Raw genomic sequence first — 21,726 nt, 5'->3', positions numbered from 1 at the left:
ATAGTCGTTAGACTTTAAGCAGAAAAGGGCTGACTATTGAAACATGTTAATATGGAAACTGCAAGAGAGTACAAAAAAACTGAGTCAAAAGATAAGCTTTGACCCAATCCCGGCTATCTTCAAAACAAATCAGGAAGAAGCAAAAAGATGACAATTAAAATTGAAAAGCTTACTATACCGGATGGAAAAATTGAAAGAGAATTGACGGTAAGAAAAAAATACGGACAAAATAGGTATACGCAAGAAATTATTACTGGTAATTTGCCTGCAGCTGTTGTACATGCTGAAAGTATTGCAGATGTCCAGGCAACCTTGCGTTTTGCAAACCAACACGGAGCTGCTGTAACAGCTTTTGGAGCAGGGACATCCATTGTGAATGGCTCTGCAGGAGAACAAGAAGGGCTCGTTCTTGATTTATCAGCTTTAAACAAAATTGTTGAGATCAGTATTCCGGATCAATACGCTATTGTGCAAGCAGGTGTTTTGAATGGTGATCTTGATGAAGAAGTCCGTAAAGAAGGTTATTTTTTTGCTCCTGATCCTGGATCTAAACCGATTAGTTCTGTCGGAGGCAATATTGCCACTAATGCTGGTGGAATGAGTTCTTTGAAGTATGGTACTACTAAGCAATCTGTGATCGGACTAAAAGTTGTATTAGCAGATGGGACACTTGTTGAAACAGGCAGCAAATGTTTTAAAGATAATGTGGGCTATGATCTGACTGACCTTTTTGTCGGATCTGAAGGAACGCTTGGGATCATTGTAGAAGCTACTGTCAGAATTTTACCAATTCCTTTTGGAACACCAACTACTGGACTTGCTACTTTTTCTAGCATGAAAAGTTTAAGCGTCGCCGTCGAAAAAATTTCGACGAGCGGTTTATCTCCTTCTCTAATGGAAGCTTTAAATAATACCTCAATCGAAGCTTTAGATAAACTTGAAAAAACTGATCTTGGCAAAGGCGGGGCAGAAGCACTCTTGATCTTTCAACTTGATGTGACTCCTGTTGGTGCTATTGAAGCACTCAAAAAAATATTGCATGAAAACAACGCTCTTCACGTTTCGGTTACAAATGAAAGAGACTATGCCCAAAAGATCATTAAGATTCGCCAAGATTACTACCAGGCAGAAGCAGCTTATGGGCGTTTAGTGGTTGAGGATGTTGCTGTTCCACTTTCAAAGCTACCTGAATTAGCAGAATTTGTCGATCAATTGACTTTTAAAACACCAGTTAAGGCTTTTCTCGGCGGGCATGCAGGAGATGGCAACTTCCACCCTAATATTGCAATCCCGCGTGAATTAACAGCGATTCCTTCAGACGTTACTGAAGCGATCAAGAAAATTTTTGCCTACGTGCAATCATTGGGCGGAACTATTTCTGCTGAGCATGGAATTGGAGATTTGAAAGACGCATGGGTTTTGCCGCAGTTAGGGCAAAATCTGGTTGACTTGCAAAAAAAGGTCAAAAAAACATTTGATCCTAATAATATCTTAAATCCTAACCGTAAAGTTTAGTAATTTTAGGAATTAAAAGGGGGCTGAGTCAAAAGTTAATTTTTGATCCAGCCCCTTTGGTTTAGCCTGAAATATACAAATTAATTTGTTTCAATAGTCAGTCTTTTTCGTTTAAACGTGAATTACTCATAGTCAAATTATATTCACAGTTAATGCCTCAACGACTATTGGCACACTCTCGATTCTCGTTTGTGTTTGAACAGCACCTACAGCTGCTGGAAATAATAAGTTAAGCAAAGATAGAATCTGGAATAAAAAGAGTACCAAGTGTAGCTGCCATGATGGCTTTGATAGCATGCATCCGGTTTTCAGCTTCTTGAAAGACGACTGACTGAGGTCCATTAAAAACCTCATCAGTAATTTCTAAAGCAGCTAACTGATACTGTGTAGTTAATTTTTTACCAATAACTGTATGATTGTCATGCAAGGCTGGTAAACAATGCATGATAATTGTTTTAGCTTTTCCAGTCTGCTGCAGGAGCTTTTTATTGATTTGGAACGGAAGCAATAATTTGATTCGTTCACCAACATCAACTTTTTCCCCCATTGAAATCCACACATCGGTGTATAACGCATCTGCATTCTTTACGGCAGCAAGAAGGTCATCAGTGATTTTTATTTGAGCTCCGCTTTTTTCAGCTTCTTTTGCCGCAATTTTTTGAATTTCAGCTTGCGGCTGCAACTTTTTTGGTGCGGCAATATGGATATTTACTCCTAAAATTGCTCCAGTAACTAAGAGGCTGTTGGCAACGTTATTTCTGCCGTCACCGATGTAAGTTAGAGTAAGTCCTTTTAGTTTTCCAAAGGATTCTTTGAGTGTCATAAAGTCAGCAATCATTTGGGTCGGGTGCCACTCATCCGTAAGACCGTTCCAGACTGGGACTCCACTTTTTTCAGCCAGTTTTGCTACAGTTTCTTGTTTGAAACCGCGGAATTCAATTCCATCAAACATTCCCCCTAAGACTGCTGCTGTATCTGCAACAGATTCTTTGGTGCCGAATTGAATGTCTTGTTTGCCTAAGAATTCCGGATGCGCTCCCAGATCATTGGCGGCAACGGTAAAAGCGGAACGTGTCCTAGTTGAGGGCTTTTCGAAAAGTAGGGCAATATTTTGCCCCAGTAAATATTGATGCGGAAGATGATTTTTTTTTAGTTTTTTTAAATGAATAGCGAAGTCAATTAAATAATTGAGTTCCGCTGCTGAAAAATCGTTTTCTTTGAGAAATGATTTGCCCAAAAAATGATTCATATTTTTTTCGCTCCCTATTGATTAACTGTGATGTTTTGCAATGTATTTTTAATTAGTTTCAAACCAGTCAATAACTTAGAACCAGTAATCACAAGCGGTGGAAGTAAACGGAGTGTATTTCCACGTGAAGGAAGGGTGAGAAGCCCAGCTTGCTGCAAAGCAGTGATTACATTCGAAATTTCAAGCTCTTTGTTCAGATGGATTCCGACCATGAGGCCTTTGCCAGAAACAGAATCGACAACTTGGAGTGGTGCAATTTCTTTTTCCAAGTAATACCAAAAGAAACTAGCCTTTTGCTGAACTGCATCAAGAAAATCAGCATCAATGGTGGTCAGCACCGCTTCTGCTGCTGCCATTGCCAGCGGATTTCCTCCAAAGGTAGTACCATGAGCTCCTGGCCCAAAGGATTCAGCAAGTTCAGCCTTACCGATCATCGCACCTACGGGAATACCATTAGCAAGGCCTTTGGCAACAGTTACAATATCTGGATCAAGTCCATAATGCTGATAAGAATAAAGTTTTCCCGTACGGCCCATTCCAGTTTGCACTTCATCAATAATGAGCAGTACTCCTTCATTTCGGCATTTTTTGGCAACAGCTTTTAACCACTGGGGGTTACCATTGATTACGCCGCCTTCTCCTTGAATAACTTCCAAAATAACTGCCGCTAAATTACTTGTGATTTGGTTTAATGCAGTTGTGTCATTATAAGGCGCAAAGATGATTCCGGATAAAAAGGGTCCAAAACCAGTTTTTATTTTTGAATTGCCTGTAACCGAAAGCGAGCCGTAAGTGCGTCCATGGAATGAATGATCGAATGCTAAGATATTTTTTTTGCCGGTTGCTTTGCGAGCTAATTTTAATGCAGCTTCATTGGCTTCAGTTCCAGAATTACAGAAGAAGACTTTTTTATCTGTGCCTGCTCCCAACAGCTGCGCAACATGTTCTTGCAGACTGCTTTCATAGAGATTTGAAGTGTGCCAAACTTTCTCTAATTGGGAAGCCACAGCTTGTTTAACATTAGGTGCAGTGTAACCAAGATTACAGACACCAATACCGCTTGTAAAATCGAGATATTTTTTCCCAGAGTCATCAAAAAGTGTGGTGCCTTGGCCCTTGACGATTTCAAAAGGGAACCTTTTATAAGTTGGAAAAAGTGAGTTCATTGTTGTTTACCCCTTCCTGTATGATCTTTGTACCAGAGTTATAAAAATGGTCGGTTATTTTAACTTGAGAAACACCTGTCTCAATAGCGTGAAATGCAGCTAGAATTTTTGGCTGCATACCAGTTGTGATCACATTTGTTTTTTGTAAATCTGCAGCTTTCTTTTGATTTAATAGCGGTAAAACTTGTCCAGCACTCATCACTCCCGGAACGTCTGTCAGCAGGTAAAGTTCTTCCGCCTTCAAAAGACCGGCAATTTCTGCAGCTGCACTGTCGCCATTAACATTGAGCCATTGACCACTTTTTGTAAGCGCGAGCGGTGCCAGAACCCCAATTTGTTTTGCTAAAATTTTTTCTAGCAGATTAAAATTGACATGCTTGATTTTGCCCACAAAACCATATCGTTGTTTATCAAGAAAGTCGCCCTGCAGCAGAAATTGATCAGCGGCATTTAAACCTAAAGCCGGCAAGGAATGTAATGCTAATTGCTGCAATAATTGAGGCTGGGTATTACCCAAAAGAACCAGGCGGGTAACTTCAAGAATCTTTTCATCTGTGATTCGAATACCATTTGCTTTATGCACAGCGAGCTTTAATTTTTGTGAAAGTTCACTGATTTTTGTACCGCCTCCGTGTAACAATAAAATTTTTTTCTTTTGTCGCAGCCAAGACTGCAATTGCCGAAAAAAATCAGGTTGGAGTTGATTAAGAGTATTACCGCCGACTTTGATAACAATCAGGTTTTCCATCCTCGGCTCCTTTCTAGATAATGATTACCTAATTACGAACTATAACTAGCATTTATTTTGACATAGTCATATGTTAAGTCGCATCCCCAAGCTTGTCCGGCTGCATCTCCTGCATGAAGGTTCAAATCAATAATGACTTTTTTACTTTGTAAACTTTTGCTGACTTCTTCTCTGTTAAAAACAAGCGGCTCGCTATGCTGAACGAGAAGATGATTATTTAGAGAAAGATCGATATTTTCTGGATCAAATGCAACAGGAGTTGCACCTAAAGTGCTGATGATTCTTCCCCAGTTTGGATCAGCTCCAAAAAAAGCTGCTTTAACTAGATTAGAACCTACAATTGCTTTTGCAGCTTTCTGTGCTTCTGCTTTGTTTTTGGCTGCATTCACATTTGCTTCTACGAGTTTGGTTGCACCTTCGCCATCTGCTGCGATCTGTTGTGCCAAAGATTTTAAAACATGATGATATGCTTTCTTAAAATTGTTAAAGTCCGGACTTTTTGAGGTTAGTAGGGCCGTCTCACTTGCACCATTTGCTAATGTAAGGACCATATCATTTGTTGAAGTGTCTCCATCGACAGTTATCTGGTTGAAGGTCGAGGAGGTAAGTTCAGTCAACAATGCTTGGAGTGTAGCAGCTTCTATTGCGACATCAGTTGTGATAAAGGCCAACATCGTTGCCATTTTGGGATGGATCATTCCTGAACCTTTGGCAAAGCCTGTAATGGTACATGATTTTCCAGCAATGTTTACTGTGACACAGCAGAGTTTAGGTTGAAGATCTGTTGTCATAATAGCGCGGGTCGCTGTGGTGTTTTTAGTCAGCTTAAGTTGATCGATTCCTGTTAAAATCTTTTTAAGCGGCAAGGGTGCACCGATAAGTCCCGTAGAAGCGACGCCAACCAATGAAGAGGGAATTCCAAGTTTTTCAGAAACTGCTTCTTGCTCGGATTGAACATCTAAAAGCCCTTTGTGTCCGGTAAAGGAGTTTGCAATTACACTGTTCATCAGTACGCATTGAAGGAGATGTTTATCTGAAACAAGCTGTTTAGTACTCTTGGTCGGTGCTGCACAAAATTTGTTTGTAGTATAAACACCTGCAGCCTGTGCAGGTGTTTTTGAAAAAATCCATCCTAGGTCCGGACGTCCTTTGCGCAGATCACAGTTAACACCATCACTATAAAAACCTGTCGGCCAAGAAAATTTCTTTTCTTTAAAATTACCTGTTTCTTTCATATTTATCTCCTTACTATTATTCAAGGAAAGCTTGGTAGAGCTGGCAACCCGGTTGTTTCTTCGAAGCCATATAACTTGTTGAAATTTTGAACAGCTTGACCAGCTGCGCCCTTTAAAAGATTATCGATCACTGCAACCACCGTGACTACATTAGTTTGCGGATTATAATTAAAACCGATATCACAATAATTTGAACCCTTGACGTCTTGAATGGTCGGAAATGTCTCGTTTCGCAGACGAACAAACGGACTGTGAGAATAGGAATGTAAATATGCTTCCTGAATTTTTGCAACAGATATTTGCGGGGCTGCTTTAGCATAAATTGTTGCCATGATACCGCGAGTTACAGGGATCAGCGTTGTAGTGAAGTGGATCGTTGGGATTGTAGGATCCCACTTATGCAATTGCTGCATGATCTCAGGAATATGTTGATGTTCGTTTATTTTGTATAAGAATGCATTTTCGTTTATAAAAGTATATTGATTAGATGGTTGCAGTTTTTTACCGGCACCTGAAACTCCCGATTTTGCATCAACGATAATAGAATCTGGTTCGAGCAATTTTTCTAAAACCAGCGGAGCCAACCCTAGTAAAGTAGCTGTAGCATAACATCCTGGATTTGCAATATAGTTTTTTGGATGATTTAAAAATTCGCTCAAGCCGTAATCCGCCTTTGTTAGCAGCTGTTCGGCTGGCGGTTCTTTGTGATACCACTTTTTGTATTGCAAAGGGTCTTTTAAACGATAGTCTCCTGAAAGATCGATTACTGGAAAATTTTGTGCAATAAAGGGTTCCATAAGATCCTTGGTGATGCCAGCCGGGGTGGCGCAAAAAAGACAGTCATCTGTTTCCATAATAGTCTGCGGTATAAACGGAAGCAGTTGGGCATGAATATTTGAATATGCTGGAACTTCATCAACAAGGGAACGTCGTCGGTCAGGCTCTCGGTTTGCATGGCCATAAAGATCAATTTTTGTAATTTGGGGATGCTGGGTTAACAACGAAAAGAGGACGGCACCGCTATAGCCGGTTGCACCTAAAATACCTACACGCATTTGTTCACCTTCTAAATTCATTATTTATGAATAAAAATTCAATTATTGTAGTTTACTATAACTGTTTTTAAATTCGATTACAATACTTTTTTAATAAAAAGTCATTTAAACTCATTTTTAATGAATAAATATGTCAATATAAACTTAAATATGAATAAAAAAAGATCTTCGCTGCCGGTTATGGCTGATTAGCGAAGATCATTTGTATACTATGAATTTTTTAAGCTGCTTCGTAAAGCTTGCTTTGGCAGACTTAACATGAAAGAAGGGCGTAACTATGAAACTGAACAACCTATTTTTGAGTTTCTTCACGAGAACAATGAGTGTTTTTTCTATAGAAAAAATTTATTCTGCTTGAGAAATGGTATTAGCAATGTCATCTTTTGAGAAATCATGCGCATTAAATTCTTCATTGTCAATTGGAAGATGCTGTTCAAGAGTATCAAATTGTTGAAGTGACAGTGTTCCTTGGTCAATCTTAAAGTCTAAAACATGACCGCCGATCGAATGATCAGACGCTAGAAAATGACTATGATATCCTGCAACCGCGGCTCCATGAAAAAGAGAAGGAGAATAATAACTAAGCAAAGTTCCAGCAACATTTTTGGTTTCGAAGACGCTCTGATTTTTAGCTGTCTCAGCCAAAGTTGAGAAAGGACGCTCTGATTTTGCAACCGCACGAGTCTTCATATAGCTGAAAGTACCCTTAACGAGAACGGAAAAAAAGTTATTAGAGTTAGGTTTGCCTTGCAAAGCTGCCTTTGCAAGGTCTGCAGGGGAGGCGTTAGCGATAGTTGTTAATTTTTTATAATCTGCATAATGAATATTTGCAAAGGGCACTGTGAATTCAGAAGAAATGGGATTAACTTTTCCAAAACTATCGGCTTGATAGGCAATTCCATTTAGGATTATTAATTCACCATCCAGGCCCTCACCTGTTCCGATCCCTGTATCACCATGGCTCAATAGATTTTTCATTTTTAATGTTCCGGTTAATAAACCAGGGACCAAAAGTGCTAAGGTACCATGTTGGTAAAGAATGTTAGTGTTTTTCATGTTCATCCTACCTCCTAAATGTTTTGCGTGCTTTTGAAAATCAAGTTATTACTACCATAGAAGATAATAACATAGTTAGTGAAGATTGAGGATTGAAAGGTAAAAGGAATTAAATATGACTTTTATATGAAAAAAATATGAAAAGCTTTGAATTTGAAGGTTCTGTCTTGATTTTAAATAATTCTTTAGATACGATAAGCTTGTAGTTTGGTACAATTATACTATAAAGTGCGGCAAAAGATGCATGCGCGGTGCTGTGTAGAATTTACAAACATGGCATGGAGAAAAGGAAATAAAGAAATTTTTTAAGGAGTAAATGCTATGAAAATTTTGGTTGTAGATGATGATAAAGATATCGTAGAATTATTGAGTATCTATATTAAGAATGAAGGATACGAAGTTGAAAAGGCATACAACGGCAAGGAAGCATTAACAAAGATTAATACTAATCCAGATATTGCCTTGATGATCCTTGATATTATGATGCCTCAAATGGATGGAATCGAGGTAATCAAGGAAATCAGAAAGGACTCTCAGCTGCCTGTCCTAATGCTATCTGCTAAAACAAATGATATGGATAAAATTCAAGGGCTGATTCAAGGCGCAGATGATTATGTAACCAAACCGTTTAATCCGCTTGAAGTAATGGCAAGGGTCAAGTCACTTTTACGACGGGCACAGCATGACGTAAAGAATGACGTGCCTGATGTATTGAAAGTCGGGTCTTTGGTTATTAAGAAAGATTCCCATGAAGTTGAAACTGTCACTGGAAAATCTATTCAGCTGACAGCGCTTGAGTTCGGAATTTTATATTTATTAGCGAGCCATCCGAATAGGGTCTTTTCTGCAGATGATATCTTTGAAAGAGTCTGGCAGCAAGAGTCAGTAGTTTCCGCTAAAACTGTAATGGTTCACGTAAGTCATCTGCGCGACAAGATAGAAGAAGCAACAGATGGTGAAAAGGTTATTCAAACAGTCTGGGGGGTCGGCTACAAGGTAGAATCCCACTAAAGTTAAAACGGAAATGGAGATAATTAAGTGAAACTCACAGCGCGTGAAAAAAGTGAGCTGTTTGGGGAGGGAATAGTAACAGTTATTTTACTTCTCTTGTTGAACTTATCGATTTATGTTTTGCTGGACCAAATGATCGAATCGAATCCTGCATTAGCAAATGGAATTTTTCAAATAAAAATGTCACTTGCTTTCGGGCCGAACCATATCCAATTTTGGAGTTGGGGATGGGTTTTTCTGTGTGCAATGCTCATTGCAGATATCTTCATTGTTTATTGGCGATTAATTCGCAGGTATCGTCAAATGCAGTTGCAGCATGTTATTTATGAACTGCACTATATTGCAAATGGCCATTTGGGCCACAGGATTCCTTTTCAACTGCAGGGCAATATGCAGCGGGTAATTACTAGTGTCAACGCCCTTGTTGACAGTACTTTAAAGGCAATGGAAGATGAGCGGAGAATTGAGCGTTCTAAAGATGAGCTGGTAACTAATGTCAGTCATGATATCAGAACGCCGTTAACTTCGATTATCGGGTATTTAGGACTTATTGAAGACAAGCAGTATCATTCTAAGGAAGAATTGCTTAAATACACTCATACCGCATTTTTAAAGGCAAAACAAATGAAACTTTTAGTAGATGATTTATTTGAATACACAAAAGTCCGCCAGCCTGCTACGCCCTTATCGCTGACCACTATTGACCTAAAGCAGCTTCTTGAACAGCTTGCGGTTTCATTTGAACTTGAGGCTCGCAAAAAAAATATGGAAATCCATACTGAAATCAATGAAAAGAAAATTATGATGGAAGCCGATGCTGAAAAGCTTGTTCGTGTTTTTAATAACTTAGTTTCAAATGCACTTAAGTATGGTGTTGGAGGAAAACATATTTATCTGAAAGCGAGATACGCAAATGAAACTGAAATTGTAGTGGAAGTTGCAAATGATGGCTCGGAGATTCCAAAAAAAGCCTTGTCGCAGCTCTTTGATCGTTTTTACAGGGTGGAAAGTTCGCGTTCAAAGGAAACAGGTGGCAGCGGATTGGGGCTGGCTATCGCACTTAGTATTGTGGAATTGCATCACGGATATCTTTATGCGGAATCCAATAGGGAATTAACAAGTTTTATTATGCACCTTCCGGTAAATCAGGAAGTTAAATTAATACGTTCACAAAAGACAAAAAATAAAGATTAGTCATTGTCAGGCTAGTTTTTTTTCGCTATTCTATAATAGATGTGAAATTTTGAAGGGAAAGAGAAAAATGTTATTGAAAAAGATAAAAAAATTCTTGCTGGGTTTAGTGGCTACAGCCACAGTTTCGGCAACTTTGGTTGGATCTATCGGTGCTGTAAATGTGCATGCTGATACAGCAAATGCAGGAGATCTGCAGTTAGATACCAAGGCAGCTATTGCAGTTGATGCCAAAAGCGGACAAATTATTTATGGGAAAAATGAAAATCAAGCATTGCCGATCGCTTCAATGTCTAAGCTGATTTCGATTTATTTAGTACTGCAGGCTATTAAACAAGGCAAACTTTCATGGGATAAGAAAGTCCCGGTTGACGATACTTCATATGCGGTTAGTCAGAATACAACATTATCAAATGTTCCTCTTAAAAAGGAAAATACATATACGGTTAGGCAGCTGTATCAAGCAAGTTTAATCTATTCTGCCAATGGTGCAGTAATGACTTTGGCCAACGCCGTTTCTGGGTCACAAGTTGCTTTTGTGGATAAGATGCGTGCTTTACTTAAGAGTTGGGGAATTAAAGATGCTGAGATCTACACTGTTTCTGGGTTAGGCAATAATGAAATTGGAAATGGAAAGTATCCGAACGCACCTGAAAATGCTGAAAATAAGATGTCAGCAAAGTCAATGGCACTTGTATCACAAAAACTTCTTGCTGACTATCCTGAAATATTGAAAACTACTAGTATTGCACGTATGAAGTTCAACAATGGGACTAGTGAAACAGAGATGGAAAATTGGAATTGGATGTTAAAAGGGTTGGCTAAAGCTTACAGTGATTTGCCAGTGGATGGCCTTAAAACCGGTACGTCTGATTCTGCTGGGGCGGACTTTACGGCTACCGTTAATAAAAATGGCCGCCGAATCATTACAGTTGTGTTAGGTGCACCGCACAACGGGGATACAGATCTTTCACGGTTTGTCCAAACTCAAAAGCTGATGTCATATGTGTATAACAACTTTACTTACACAACACTTAAAGCACATGAAAGTTTTAAGAATGCAAATCAATTGCCGGTTTATCATGGTAAAAAGTTGAAAGTTAAAGCAGTCACAAAAAATGCAACTAATGTATGGCTGAAAAAAGACTTGTCAACTTCAAATCTTAAAGCCACTTTGACAGGCAATAAAAAGTTATATAAGAACGGCGGGATTGAAGCACCGTTAAACAAGAACAAAAAAATCGGTACGATTTCACTGCAGACAAAACAGCAGCCGCTCACATATTTAAATGGAGATACAGCATTAAAACTGACTGCAACTAATACAAAAAAAATAGAAAAGGCAAACATTTTTGTTATTATGGGACGTGCTGTTAAGGAATTTTTTACTGATCTCTTTTAAATTTTGAATTGACACAGTAATATATTCGTATTAATATATCATTAACATAATTCAATAAATCATTTAACTTATGAGAAGAAGAGTAGTTATTGAGGCCTTTCAAAGAGAACCTACAAATAGTGCAAACGGGTATTGGTCTTAATAATGAAGATGAGCTTTGAAAAAGAAACACTGGGTGAAAGCCGAGTGTTCGGCAGGAATCGTTAACTTCCCGGGTATTATTGTACCGTTGAGGCATTGGAATTTCCGGTGTAAAAAAGGGTGGTAACGCGAGTGACTTCGCCCCTTATTGGTCATTAGTGGCCGATAAGGGGCTTTTTTGTTTTGTATTTAAAGGGAGTGATTCAAAAAGCGAAAGTGGTACGCAGTTTTAGCAATGCTAAATTTGTTAGTTAGTTTAAAATTTTACAAAAAAGGAAGGTTTAAATTATGGTAAATTTATTAAAAACTAAACTTCATTATGATATTGTAGGCAGTTTTTTACGACCGGCAGCCTTAAAAAAAACCCGTGAAGATTTTGCCGCAGGTAAAATTCAGCTTGATAAACTGCATAAAATTGAAGATGAATCAATTCGCAATTTAGTAAAAAAAGAAAAAGATGCAGGATTGAAAGTTGTTACAGACGGAGAATTTAGACGCAGTTACTGGCACCTAGATACTTTTTGGGGTTTTAACGGAGTTAAACATATTGTTCCTGATCATGGATACTTTTTTCATGATGAAGAAACTCGGGCTGATTCTGCGCAGGTAGAAGGAAAGATAACTTTTAACCCGCAGCATCCAGATGTTAAGGCATTTGAATTTCTTCAAAGTCTTGTAGCTGCTGATAGTGAGATCACCGCACGGCAAAGTATTCCAGCACCGGCTCAGCTGTACGCAGAGTTAGTACGCGGAGAAAAAAACAGAAAAGCTTTGAAAGAATATTATCCGGATACACAAAGCTTAATAGCAGATATTGGCAAGGCATATCGTGACTTGATATTGGCGCTGTATGACTTGGGCTGCCGCGATGTTAAACTTGATGATTGTACTTGGGGAATGATAGTTGACAATAACTACTGGGCAAAAAGAATTGATGCTGATTTCGACCGTGAAAGCTTGCAAAAACTTTACTTGGAACTAAATAATGCGGCGTTAACAGATCTGCCTGCTGATCTGCGTTTGAGTACCCACGTCTGTCGGGGCAACTACCATTCAACATGGGCTGCATCAGGCGGTTATGCGCCAGTTGCAGACTATCTGTTTGCAAAAGAAAATGTGGCTGCCTTTTACCTTGAGTTCGATGATGATCGCTCAGGAGATTTTGCTCCGCTGACTGCCGTTCAAGAGGGAAAAGAGGTTGTCTTAGGCCTGGTTACCAGCAAGCATCCAAAGCTTGAAAAAAAACAAGTATTAATAGACCGCATAAAAGAAGCAGCAAAATATATTCCTCTGGAAAATCTGGCATTGAGTACACAATGCGGTTTTGCTTCTACAGAAGAGGGCAATAAGCTGACCGAAGACCAGCAATGGGCAAAAATCAAACTTGTACTTGAAACAGCACAGGAAATTTGGGGTTAATAAGATCCTATTGTCTTTAGAAAAATATAATTAGAATAAAAGAAAAAGGCAATGTACCCATATTAAAACAGGGAGGAGAGTGTGACATAAGTCGGTAAAATTTGAGTACTAACAAGAAATTACGAACATAGCGAGTAATTTGCTATGAGTAATTCGAGGTTAGACGGAAAATTTTGACTTATGGAACACATTTATCCGGAAAAAGTAGAGGAACTAGGCTAAAATTTCACTTTTGACCCAGCTCCTTTTTTGTACTTTCTTGCAGTTGCAATATTAGCGTGTTTCAATAGACAGTCTTTTCCGCTTACTCACGAATTACTCATAGTCAAATTCAGACTATGTTCATAATTTTCGTAGTTAATGCCCAAAATCTAACAATTATAGGCACACTTCTTCCTTACTAGAAAAACATAACTGAAAAATATTTGATAGCTAATTACCAAGGCCGAAGAATAAAAGCAGCCCAAAAGTAGGCTAAAATAAGAGTCAGACAAAGAACCCACTGCCAAAATGGCAGCCGATCGTTAAATGTCATGGTTCGCTCATAACCTTCAGAAAAGCCTTGCGAAGTCATCGCTTCTGCCAAATCACCTGACCAGTTGAGGGCCACGATAATGATTCTTAGATAAAGCGCCGGTTGCCAGGGATAGTAAGTTTTTCCGCGCATCTGTGCTGAATACTGAATATGCTTAAATTGAAATCTGATTCGTTCAAAAAGATTAAAAGCGGCTAACAGACCGTATACAAAAGTTGGCGAAAGCTTGAGGTGCAATGAAAGACTCAACAAAAGTTCTTTTACGGGTACTGTTAAAGTAATGGCAGCACCTAAAGTGAGATAAGAATAGACACGTGTACCATAAATCCAGGCATTGTGGAGACGATCACCAGTTCCAAATACTAAAAAAGACCACCAGCTGCCGAATGCTAGTGGAAGGGCAACTAGGAGAGTAAAAAACAAAACTTTGAGAGATACCCTGCAATAGATAAGATAAGCAAGGCTGACTAAAGTCACAATCAAATTTAAAATTACGCTCTGGGAAAAAGCGATCTGAAGGCCGATTCCAAGCATAATGATAGATAAAACTGCAGGATTTATTTTTTGTTTAGCTTTCATTATGATCACCCGTAAGCTGCAAAATTTTATTTTCCAAGTGAACTTCATAATCCATGAAGCTGGTAACGCCGATCCGCTGGTGCGAAATTACAAGCACGCTCAGATGCAGTGCTGTGACAGTCTCTTTTATCAAAAGCAGTATTTCATGTAAAGACTGCGGATCAAGGCCGGCAAATGGTTCGTCCAAAAGCATGATCGGCTGGCTCATGATCAATATGGATAGTACCTGCAATTTTTTTTGCTGGCCGCCAGAAAGCTGATAGCAGACCTGTTCTTTTAGCTGCAGCAGCTGCAGCTTTTCAGTGGCATTTTTAATTCTCGAAGGGTTCCAGTATTCAGGATGCAGCGAATTTTTCTGTGAAAGTTGGATTTCCTCATTCACATGAATTTTAACAAATTGATCAGTACTGTTTTGAAAGACATTTGCAACGATTTTAGCCCACTTGCGCAAACGAACCTTCTCAGAAGCTTTCCCTTGGTAATAAACAGTACCTGTATATCGTTTTTGATGGCAAAGAGCAGCAAATAATGTCGACTTGCCCACGCCGTTGTCGCCTGAAAGCAGCCCCAGCGTACCTTCTTGAAGCGAAAAATTATTTTTTACGAGTAATTGTTTTTTACCGGCCGCTAGTGATAATTTCTTCCAAGATAACTTATCGTTTCTTTTAATAATAGCTGGATCAGTATGAACGAAGGTCTTTGGAGGCTGTGCCTTCAAAATATTGAGTGACAACTCCTTTAAACTGGAAGTCGGTGTTTTGAGCTGATATACATGATCAGCTCTATCAATATAACCTGTTGTTTCATGATCTGAAATCATAATTGTTTTATGTTGCTGTTGCTGTAATAACTTTAATTCATGCAATAAAGCAGTTCTGTTTGCATTATCCACATTAGCAAATGGTTCGTCTAACAAGATGATATCACTGTCCATTGCCAGTACAGTTGCAAGTGCAACCCGCTGCTGTTCTCCTCCCGAAAGAGTTAGTAATTTTCTCTTTCTAAAAGAAGCAAGTTTTAATTGAGTTAAAACTGCAGTAATTCTCCGAGGAATTTCTTGGATTGGTATCCGTAAATTTTCTAGTGCAAAGATAAGCTGTTCTTCAACAGTCTGCATGGCAAATTGTCTACTCGGATTTTGAAAAAGAAGAGCAATATGACGCGCACGTTCAAAGGGGACGACTTCACTTACATCTTGACCATTCAGTAAAACTGCTCCGTTTGTTTTTTGGCCGCCATATTGCGGGTAAAGACCAGACATCAGCTTAAAGAGGGTAGACTTCCCACTTCCTGAGGGGCCGACTAAAAGATTGAAGCTGCCAGCTTTCAAAGAAAAATTAAAATTGTTAAATAGAAGAGCTTGCTGGTTTGAATAGGTAAAGTTTAAATCAGTAATTTCCAGTTGAGCCATTTATTTGATCAGCCCCGTTTTTTCAACTAACTGTTTTATCCAGTATACAAGGATTCCTGCGAAAAAACCGATCGAAATAAAACGAATAATCAAAAGAGTCGCCAGCAAACCAAAATTATACTCACTGTAACCACTTTGGAACCAGTCCCAGATAAATGTAATGATTGTAGCCCCGATTGTGGAAAGAAGAAGCCCTGTCCTTCCCCAATTTTTGTAGCCGGTAGCAGCAAAACCGAGTTCATTGCCGATTCCTTGAATAAATCCTGAAAGTAAGGTTGAAGCACCCCAGCTTGAAAAAAGCAGCATTTCAACAGCTGCTGCAAGCAGTTCTCCAACAACAGTTGCTCCGGCTTTTTGCAATAAGATGCCTGCAAGCGGCCCTGCCATGATCCAAACTCCGAGAGTTAAATCATTGGCATAGGGTTTTAATGGAGTTGCAGCAAGCCCATAGTATGCATAGCTCCAAACTTGGTAAATGATTCCAAAAAAGATTGCGATAATAGCTAGAAAAATAACGTCTCGAAGTGACCAGCTTTTTTTATTTCTATCAACAGTTTGCATAATAAAATCTCTCCTTTTTTTGAAATAGACAAAGAAGGATGCGGAATAAAAAAACCACCATACTCCATGAGTATGCTGGCAGCTTACTATTGATCACAAAAGACATTAACCAATTTAAGCTCCCTACGCTGGTATTGTCCAGATCAGGTCCATGGGTAATTCTCAGCCAAAAGGCACCCCAGCTTGTATATTTCATTTATTAACAAAATAAGTGTATCAGAACTAAAAGAAAAAGTAAAACGTTACCATTTTTTGTAGCGGCAAACACGATATTAAAAACTAATTTTTCAGGAAACGCACTCGTATCCAGCAGATTTTGTTAAAATAAAGAAGAAATAGTTATTTTATAAAAGGGTGGTTAGTATTATGGGATGTCTTGGAATTTCAGTTTACCCGGAACGCGCGCAAACTGAGGAAATTTTTGCTTATCTGGAAAAAGCACATACTTTAGGATATAAACGTCTTTTTACTTCTTTGCTTGAGGTTAAAGGCGAGCAGGAAGCGGTAATTGACAACTTTGAGAAGATGATCAGCTATGCAAAAAAATTGGGATTTCAAACTTTAATCGACATTAATCCTAAGTTATTTAGACAGCTTGGAATCAGTTATACAGATTTATCGTTTTTCCACAACTTAGGAGTTGACGGTATTCGACTGGATTTGGGGTTTACAGGGCTTGAAGAAGCTTTGATGACAAGAAATCCGTATGGCTTGAAAATTGAAATAAACATGAGTTCAGGAACCAACTATTTAGAGAATATAATGTCTTATTCTCCTGATAGATTAAATTTACTAGGCTGTCATAATTTTTATCCGCAGCGTTACACTGGGTTGGGAGAAAAGTTTTTTACGGAATGTTCAGCGCAATTTAAGAAGTATTCCTTACACACAGCTGCATTTGTCAGTTCAGCTTCTGCTAAAATCGGTCCTTGGGCTTTGCAAGACGGATTGCCAACCTTGGAAGAAGATCGTTTTAAAGCAATTGAATTACAGATAGAGCACCTTAAATCTTTTGGGTTTATTGATGATATTTTGATTGGAAATGCATTTGCCAGCGAGTCTGAATTAAAAGCAGGTGCAGCTGCCTTCTTTGCTATCCAGCCGCAATTACATGTTGAGCTTGTTACAGGAATTTCCATAGTAGAAAAACAAGCTGTACTTGAAAATCTGCATCTTTATCGCGGAGATCAGTCAGAATACTTGATACGGGATCTTAACACCCGGACAAAGTATGCTGCGACGCCAATTAAAGCTCAAAATAACGCAGAGATGATAAAGAGGGGCGATATTTTACTCGTTAATCAGAATTATGGCCAGTATAATGGGGAACTTCAAATTGCACTTAGAGATTTTCCAAATGATGGTCGGCGAAACCTGGTTGCCAGAATTGCACCGGAAGATCTTTTCCTTTTGAACAAGGTGCAGCCATGGAGCACATTTGATTTGAAGCTGCGTTAATCATAAGAAGTAGCCGCAGTTTAGTTAGTATAAAAGAGCAATTAGCGTTATAATTAACGTGTAGTCTGCCGGCAGGGATTAGAGTTCTGTCGGCATTTTCTGAATAAAGGTACAGTATAGTTTTTGTGTTGAGGCAGCTTTTTAAGGAGGAAAACTTATGAGTGAGACACCAAAGAACAGGGGAGCTAGAGATAAACAGATTATCGAGGTTAGTAAAATCGGCGAACCATTTAGAAAAGATATGCACGTTTCTTTCGTCTTTAATCGTCATCACTTTAAGGGAATCGTCAAAAAACAACTTAGGAACTCTGCGATTATAGATTTTGACGATGAATACAGTCAGTCAAGTACAGCTTTAGAGTTAAAACAAAAAGTTGTAATCAGTTATTCAAAATTAAAATTTGCTGATTAATATAACAGGAAAAAGGAAGTTTTGCTTTAATGGAAAAATTAAGCCATGTTTGGTTGAAGATCCGTGAAAACACAACACCCATCCAAATGATCGTACTAGCTTATCTAGGACTAATAGTGATAACTTTTGGTCTGTTGAATCTTCCTTTTTTCCGTAATCCAGGAGCGGATTCATCGCTTCTGGATACTTTTTTTATGGCAGTTTCAACAATTAGTGTTACCGGATTAACAACTGTTCCTATTAACGAAGTCTATAACAACTATGGAATTATTTTGTTGGAAATCCTTTTTCAAATCGGTGGCCTGGGCGTCACGATGCTGGCAACAGTTGGGATGATTTTTACTAAACGCCGGATTTCACTGCATCAGCGCCAGTTGATACAGGTTGATATGAACCAGCCTTGGATAAGCGGCACAGTTCGTTTGGTTTATTCAGTTTTTGGGTTAATGATGGTATTGCAAGTCTTTTTCGGAGCGGCTTTTTCAGTATATTTTTATCTTAAAAATGGTATGAATAATCTTGAAAATGCGCTTTTTGAAGGCTTTTATACTGCGATTACGGCGGTTACCAACGCCGGATTTGATGTGACCGGCAGTTCTTTGGGACCCTTTCGGCATGATTACGTATTTTTGCTTTTCGTAATTATATTGATTATCATAGGCGGAATCGGATTTCCGGTTCTTGCTGAGCTGCGTGAATGGTTTGTATTTAAATATCGATTCAAGGGAAGAGGACAATTTCATTTTTCTCTTTTCGTTAAACTGGCTGTCTTTTTTGCAGGTATTTTTTTTATTGCAGGAGCTGTCATTATCTTTTTAGCAGAATTGCAAGGCCACTTTGCTGACAGGCCGTTAAGCGAAAAAATTATGACTGCCCTGTTCTACAGCGCTTCAACTCGTAATGCAGGATTGCAGCTTGATTCTTTGAGCAACTTTCGTCCAGTTACCCTTTTGATTTTTTCCTTACTGATGTTTATCGGAGCAAGTCCTAGTTCAGTAGGCGGAGGGGTCCGGACAACTACTATCGGGATTTTATTACTCTATCTATTCGCTTTTATTCGTGGAAGACGAGATGTTAATATTTTCGGGCGGAGAATTGGACGTGATGATATCCAAAAAGCAGTTGTGGTAGTCAACCTGTCACTCTTATTGTGTGGCCTTGCAGTTTTAGTACTTTCTGCAACGGAGAAACAGTCCTTGAATGCATTAATCTTTGAGGTAGCTTCTGCCTTTGGAACAACCGGTCTTTCTTTAGGAATTACGGAATCGTTAAGTATTACAGGAAAACTTGTAATTATCATTTTGATGTTTGTGGGGAGAGTAGGAATGCTTTATATGCTGCTGTTGTTTGTTTCGAAAAAAGAACAGCAACTTGATTATAAGTATCCTGTAGAAAGGGTTATTATCGGATAGAGTCAACTTTAAGCAGGTGCTTAAACAAAGGGTGTTAAAAAGTGATAAAATACTTATGTTTAGTGACTAAAAATAAGTGAAAGGCAGATGACGTTTTGGCAATGCTTGATAAAATTTTTTATAAAAAGATGCTGAGCAAGTCATTCAGTATTCCAGTAAGAGTTAATTACTGGGACGGAGAAAGTGAAGAATACGGAGAGGGCAAGCCTGAAGTAACTATTACCTTTAAAGAAGCGGTTCCTATAAAACAGTTGTTACGTAATGCTTCAATTGCTTTAGGCGAAGCCTATATGGATGGCAGAATCGAAATTGAAGGTTCAATTCAAAGACTGGTTAAGGCAGCATACGAAGCTAAAGACAGTTTTTTTTATAACAGTAAATTGAAACACTTTCTGCCTAAACAGTCACACTCTGAAAGCAGCAGTAAATATGATGTTCAAAGCCATTATGATCTAGGTAACGACTTCTATCGTTTATGGCTTGATCCAACAATGACTTATTCTTGTGCGTATTTTGAAAATGAAACTGATACATTAGAACAAGCTCAGTTGAATAAGGTCCATCATATTATCAAAAAGCTTAATCCACAGCCAGGAAAGACTCTGCTGGACATTGGCTGCGGCTGGGGGACATTGATGCTGACAGCCGCTAAAGAATATGGTCTTGACGTAGCAGGGATTACTTTAAGCGAGGAACAATATAAGTTCGTGCAGCAAAAGATCAAAGATGAAGGACTAGAAGCGCATGCGCATGTTTACCTTGAGGATTATCGTGAACTTAAACATGGGCCGTTCGACTACATTACAAGTGTCGGGATGTTTGAACATGTTGGCGAAGATAACCTTGAAGTTTATTTTCAAACAATTGCAGATTATCTTAGCGATGACGGGGTTGCGCTTATTCACGGAATTACAAGGCAACAAGGCGGCGCATATAATGGCTGGATCAATCAGTATATTTTCCCAGGCGGATACATTCCTGGCATGACTGAAAACTTAAATCATATTGTTGCTGCAGGGATGCAAGTTTTTGACTTGGAAACTTTAAGACGCCATTATCAAAAAACATTGGAGATTTGGGACCGCAATTTTGATCAGAATAGGGATAAGATCTCAGAAAAAATGGACAGCAAGTTTGTACGCATGTGGGATCTTTATCTGCAAGCATGTGCGGCTTCATTTGAGGCAGGAAATATTGATGTAATTCAATATTTGATCTCCAAGGGGCCAAGCGGCAATAATTTGCCTAAAACACGTGATTATATTTATAATTAGGCTGAGAGGGCGTGACACAAGAACTTTAAGCTTTGAGTATTAACAGCGAATTACAAATATAGTTTGAATTTGACTATGAGTAATTCGTGGTTAAACGGAAAAAAACTGACTATTGAAACACATTAATGTGCGAATTGCAGATTAAAACAGAGGGGCTGAGTCAAAGTTAACTTTTGACCCAGCCCCATTTTTTAAAATTATTAAAATGCATGGTGCTTTAATGATCTTCTTTTTTTCGTCTATACCGGTGCCACCAAAGGGCTAATATTCCAATTATCAATACAACCAGCAGCAAAATTTTTCCATAAACTTCGATTAATGAAACAAAGTGCGGCCATGCATGTCCAGCCAGACGGCCGACCATAATCAGTACGGCATTCCAAATCAGAGTGCCTAAAGTTGAAAAAAGGATAAAACGTCCCAGAGGATATCCTGTCATACCGGCTGGAATTGAAATCAGGCTGCGGATTACAGGAACGAAGCGGCCGAAAAAAACTGCCTGTCCACCATGACGATTAAAAAAAACGGCAGCCCGTTCAACATCACTGGCTTTCAAATGTAATATTTTTCCAGTCTTTCCAGCGAGCAGTTTTTCAAGCCGGGCTGTAGAAAGCAGCCTGCCGATTGCGTAAAGCACTAGCGCACCCAAAACAGCTCCTATTGTTGCGGCAATGATACTGCCAATAACACTGAGTCTGCTTGAAAGTGTGATAAATCCTGAAAAAGTCAGGATAACTTCGGAAGGTATCGGCGGAAAAATATTCTCGAGGGCTATTAATGCCGCGATCCCCCAATATCCGTATTGGTTAATAATCTCAGTTAATGATCCAGTTCCCATATTTTTCTCCCAACTAATAGCTCTTTTAAAATAAGTGTACAAGATGAGCGAATGAGCG

General features: G+C 38.9%; 19 protein-coding genes and 1 riboswitch. Of the genes, 9 read left to right on the top strand and 10 right to left on the bottom strand.

From position 1 onward, the window contains the following. Positions 1–147: 147 nt before the first annotated feature. Complete coding sequence (locus tag FD46_RS03350; RefSeq protein ID WP_057895774.1) at positions 148–1,515, top strand: FAD-binding oxidoreductase; 1,368 nt, start codon at positions 148–150, stop codon at positions 1,513–1,515. A 229-nt stretch (positions 1,516–1,744) separates the two neighbouring features. Here the strand turns inward: FD46_RS03350 and argF are convergent, their stop codons facing one another. From argF to budA, 6 genes are all read right to left on the bottom strand, one after another. Next, positions 1,745–2,764, bottom strand: a complete 1,020-nt coding sequence (gene argF, locus FD46_RS03345; protein ID WP_057895773.1) for an ornithine carbamoyltransferase — start codon at positions 2,762–2,764, stop codon at positions 1,745–1,747. 14 nt (positions 2,765–2,778) lie between these two features. Next, entirely contained in the window at positions 2,779–3,930 is a 1,152-nt protein-coding gene (locus tag FD46_RS03340; RefSeq protein ID WP_057895772.1) for an acetylornithine transaminase, read from the bottom strand. Further along, positions 3,905–4,678 carry an acetylglutamate kinase gene (gene argB, locus FD46_RS03335; RefSeq protein WP_057895771.1) on the bottom strand — a complete coding sequence of 258 codons (774 nt, stop codon included), beginning with the start codon at positions 4,676–4,678 and terminating at the stop codon, positions 3,905–3,907. Before argB ends, FD46_RS03340 begins: the two co-directional genes overlap by 26 nt. Before the next feature lie 32 nt (positions 4,679–4,710). After that, complete coding sequence (gene argJ, locus FD46_RS03330) at positions 4,711–5,913, bottom strand: bifunctional glutamate N-acetyltransferase/amino-acid acetyltransferase ArgJ (RefSeq protein WP_057895770.1); 1,203 nt, start codon at positions 5,911–5,913, stop codon at positions 4,711–4,713. Between the two features lie 20 nt (positions 5,914–5,933). Then, positions 5,934–6,968, bottom strand: a complete 1,035-nt coding sequence (gene argC / locus FD46_RS03325) for an N-acetyl-gamma-glutamyl-phosphate reductase (RefSeq protein ID WP_057895769.1) — start codon at positions 6,966–6,968, stop codon at positions 5,934–5,936. A gap of 345 nt (positions 6,969–7,313) precedes the next feature. Beyond that, complete coding sequence (gene budA / locus FD46_RS03320) at positions 7,314–8,024, bottom strand: acetolactate decarboxylase (protein WP_057895768.1); 711 nt, start codon at positions 8,022–8,024, stop codon at positions 7,314–7,316. 321 nt (positions 8,025–8,345) lie between these two features. Here budA and croR point away from each other — a divergent pair, with 321 nt between their 5' ends. From croR to FD46_RS03300, 4 genes are all read left to right on the top strand, one after another. Beyond that, positions 8,346–9,035, top strand: a complete 690-nt coding sequence (gene croR / locus FD46_RS03315; RefSeq protein ID WP_057895767.1) for a response regulator transcription factor CroR — start codon at positions 8,346–8,348, stop codon at positions 9,033–9,035. 27 nt (positions 9,036–9,062) lie between these two features. After that, the gene (locus tag FD46_RS03310) at positions 9,063–10,229 is read left to right on the top strand and encodes a sensor histidine kinase (RefSeq protein WP_057895766.1); all 1,167 of its coding nucleotides are present in this window, start codon (positions 9,063–9,065) and stop codon (positions 10,227–10,229) included. A 67-nt stretch (positions 10,230–10,296) separates the two neighbouring features. Then, positions 10,297–11,628, top strand: a complete 1,332-nt coding sequence (locus FD46_RS03305; protein ID WP_057895765.1) for a serine hydrolase — start codon at positions 10,297–10,299, stop codon at positions 11,626–11,628. A 429-nt stretch (positions 11,629–12,057) separates the two neighbouring features. Continuing rightward, on the top strand, positions 12,058–13,188 hold the full coding sequence (locus tag FD46_RS03300; RefSeq protein WP_057895764.1) for a 5-methyltetrahydropteroyltriglutamate--homocysteine S-methyltransferase: 1,131 nt from the start codon (positions 12,058–12,060) through the stop codon (positions 13,186–13,188). A gap of 436 nt (positions 13,189–13,624) precedes the next feature. On the opposite strand, the gene FD46_RS03295 is transcribed toward FD46_RS03300, so the two are convergent. Genes FD46_RS03295 through FD46_RS03285 form a run of 3 tightly spaced genes read right to left on the bottom strand, consistent with a single transcriptional unit; the run spans position 13,625 to position 16,274 of the window. Then, on the bottom strand, positions 13,625–14,302 hold the full coding sequence (locus FD46_RS03295; RefSeq protein ID WP_057895763.1) for an energy-coupling factor transporter transmembrane component T family protein: 678 nt from the start codon (positions 14,300–14,302) through the stop codon (positions 13,625–13,627). After that, entirely contained in the window at positions 14,292–15,713 is a 1,422-nt protein-coding gene (locus FD46_RS03290; RefSeq protein ID WP_057895762.1) for an ABC transporter ATP-binding protein, read from the bottom strand. Before FD46_RS03290 ends, FD46_RS03295 begins: the two co-directional genes overlap by 11 nt. Further along, positions 15,714–16,274, bottom strand: coding sequence for an ECF transporter S component (locus FD46_RS03285; protein ID WP_057895761.1), 561 nt, complete (start codon positions 16,272–16,274; stop codon positions 15,714–15,716). A 103-nt stretch (positions 16,275–16,377) separates the two neighbouring features. Beyond that, a riboswitch (TPP riboswitch) is annotated at positions 16,378–16,465 on the bottom strand. Between the two features lie 175 nt (positions 16,466–16,640). Here FD46_RS03285 and FD46_RS03280 point away from each other — a divergent pair. The 4 genes from FD46_RS03280 to FD46_RS03265 all read left to right on the top strand — a co-directional run bounded on the left by FD46_RS03280 (position 16,641) and on the right by FD46_RS03265 (position 20,830). Beyond that, positions 16,641–17,732: a DUF871 domain-containing protein gene (locus tag FD46_RS03280; RefSeq protein WP_057895760.1), complete on the top strand. Its 1,092-nt coding sequence runs from the start codon at positions 16,641–16,643 to the stop codon at positions 17,730–17,732. A gap of 157 nt (positions 17,733–17,889) precedes the next feature. Further along, on the top strand, positions 17,890–18,144 hold the full coding sequence (locus FD46_RS03275) for a hypothetical protein (protein WP_057895759.1): 255 nt from the start codon (positions 17,890–17,892) through the stop codon (positions 18,142–18,144). 29 nt (positions 18,145–18,173) lie between these two features. After that, positions 18,174–19,556, top strand: a complete 1,383-nt coding sequence (locus FD46_RS03270; protein ID WP_057895758.1) for a TrkH family potassium uptake protein — start codon at positions 18,174–18,176, stop codon at positions 19,554–19,556. A 101-nt stretch (positions 19,557–19,657) separates the two neighbouring features. Beyond that, complete coding sequence (locus FD46_RS03265; protein ID WP_057895875.1) at positions 19,658–20,830, top strand: SAM-dependent methyltransferase; 1,173 nt, start codon at positions 19,658–19,660, stop codon at positions 20,828–20,830. A gap of 217 nt (positions 20,831–21,047) precedes the next feature. On the opposite strand, the gene FD46_RS03260 is transcribed toward FD46_RS03265, so the two are convergent. Next, positions 21,048–21,668, bottom strand: a complete 621-nt coding sequence (locus FD46_RS03260; RefSeq protein ID WP_057895757.1) for a DedA family protein — start codon at positions 21,666–21,668, stop codon at positions 21,048–21,050. Positions 21,669–21,726 lie beyond the last annotated feature (58 nt).

Source organism: Liquorilactobacillus oeni DSM 19972 (assembly GCF_001436275.1).
Lineage (GTDB): Bacteria > Bacillota > Bacilli > Lactobacillales > Lactobacillaceae > Liquorilactobacillus > Liquorilactobacillus oeni.
The sequence above is the reverse complement of the archived record's forward strand: the minus strand, read 5'-3'. Positions and strand labels throughout refer to the sequence as shown.